General features: G+C 36.3%; 1 protein-coding gene. It reads right to left on the bottom strand.

The window, feature by feature from the left end:
- Nucleotides 1-61: 61 nt before the first annotated feature.
- Complete coding sequence (locus GQR46_RS19460; RefSeq protein ID WP_165742187.1) at nucleotides 62-1,249, bottom strand: polysaccharide lyase family 7 protein; 1,188 nt, start codon at nucleotides 1,247-1,249, stop codon at nucleotides 62-64.
- Between the last annotated feature and the right edge of the window lie 342 nt (nucleotides 1,250-1,591).

Genomic DNA, 1,591 nt, shown 5'->3' on the forward strand with positions numbered 1-1,591 from the left:
AAAAAAGCATTAAAAAAGCCACTCAGCTTTAAACTGAGTGGCTTTCTAAACTACTAAATAATTAGTTAGTTTTACGCGTATAACTAACGTCAGTCATTGTTACTTTAGCTTTTGTAATTCCTAAATCTTTAAAGCACTCTTTAAATGAATCTGAGTTTCCTGACTCGCCACACTCATCTAGTGTATATGGGTCTTGTGATTGTAAATAATTACCAAACTTAAAGTAAGATTCTGAATCATCTTCTACCGGAATACCAAAGGTAGTACCTAATGCAGTCACATCTACATCACCGTAATTATTAACTACTTTTAGATTGAATGAACCACCACTTCTAATAGTACCTAGTGCATGCTTTTCTTCTTTACCACTGGTGTTACGCAGGCGAACATAAACGTCAAAAATCCCGTTATCTGCTACGCTATCATCAAAACCTGATTCATCAGTATCTGAAACATATACTTTTGAAATCGTACCCGTATCGCTAGCATGGTGCTGAGAAATAATCGTTTTACCACCATCTGACATTTCAACTTTTACAGTTGCCTCAAAAACCTCATAGGTTTCAGTCATTGCAACACGTGCACTTTCTTTTACTTTATATTCATGACGCCAGCCATTCCCGTTTGGAGTGATATGACGCGCTTCTAGAGGAACAAACTCTAAAGTGTCGCTATTTACTAATGGATGAGGATCGTTACCTTCAAGGTCAAAAATACTACCGTTGGTGATATTGCTTGCTATGCCGGAACCACTACCAGTGTCGCCACCGCCAGTATCACCACCACCCGTGTCTCCGCCGCCAGAAGAACTTCCCTTAGTTAATGAAAAGCTGTCAAAGCGAACATCGTTTGAGCTATTGTCATGCTTAGCAAATACTTGCAATGAATTAGTGCTAGCTGTTGTGAAAGTTTTAGATACTTTTGTCCACGAAGAAACGTTAAATTTCTCACTTTTAAACAAACCATTAAGATCGTTAATGCCGATTTGTCCCTTGCCAAGTACGTACGCACTTAACGTGTACTGAGTATTTCGATCTACATCTACATTCTGGTAAACACGCCCTGGACTACCTTGAATTTTTAATGATTTAGAGCCCTTGTAAGCACTACCTGAAATAGCCGCTGGTTCTGTTTCATTCCAGTTATTCCAACCATCTTCAAATCCAGCATTATTAACAGTTGCCGCTTGTACAAAACTTGAGCTAGCAGTCATTGCTGCAAGCATAAATAGGGATTTTTGGTTAATCATTATCTTTATTTCTCCAAACCTGTACATGAAAAAATCTTACTACATGGCTATAAATGAGTATTTCACTTGAGCCTAGATCACCGCCTGCAAATAGGTTTTAACTTGTGTTTTTATGTGTAATTGGTAATAAGTTAAATGTAAAAAAACCGCTCCTGGTTTACAAATAAATATTACCAATGATTATTGCCAGCTGGGCTGAGACACAAGTTATATTGCTTGTAATAAATTTGCAACAATTTATTTAATAGGTAATAAGTATTGATTTCATTTAGATTCATTAAATCAACATATAATAAAAACAAATAAAAACAGAGACTTAAAATAAATCACCGTCAAAAAACA

The sequence above is a fragment of the Pseudoalteromonas sp. Z1A6 genome (assembly GCF_011378745.1).
Lineage (GTDB): Bacteria > Pseudomonadota > Gammaproteobacteria > Enterobacterales > Alteromonadaceae > Pseudoalteromonas > Pseudoalteromonas arctica.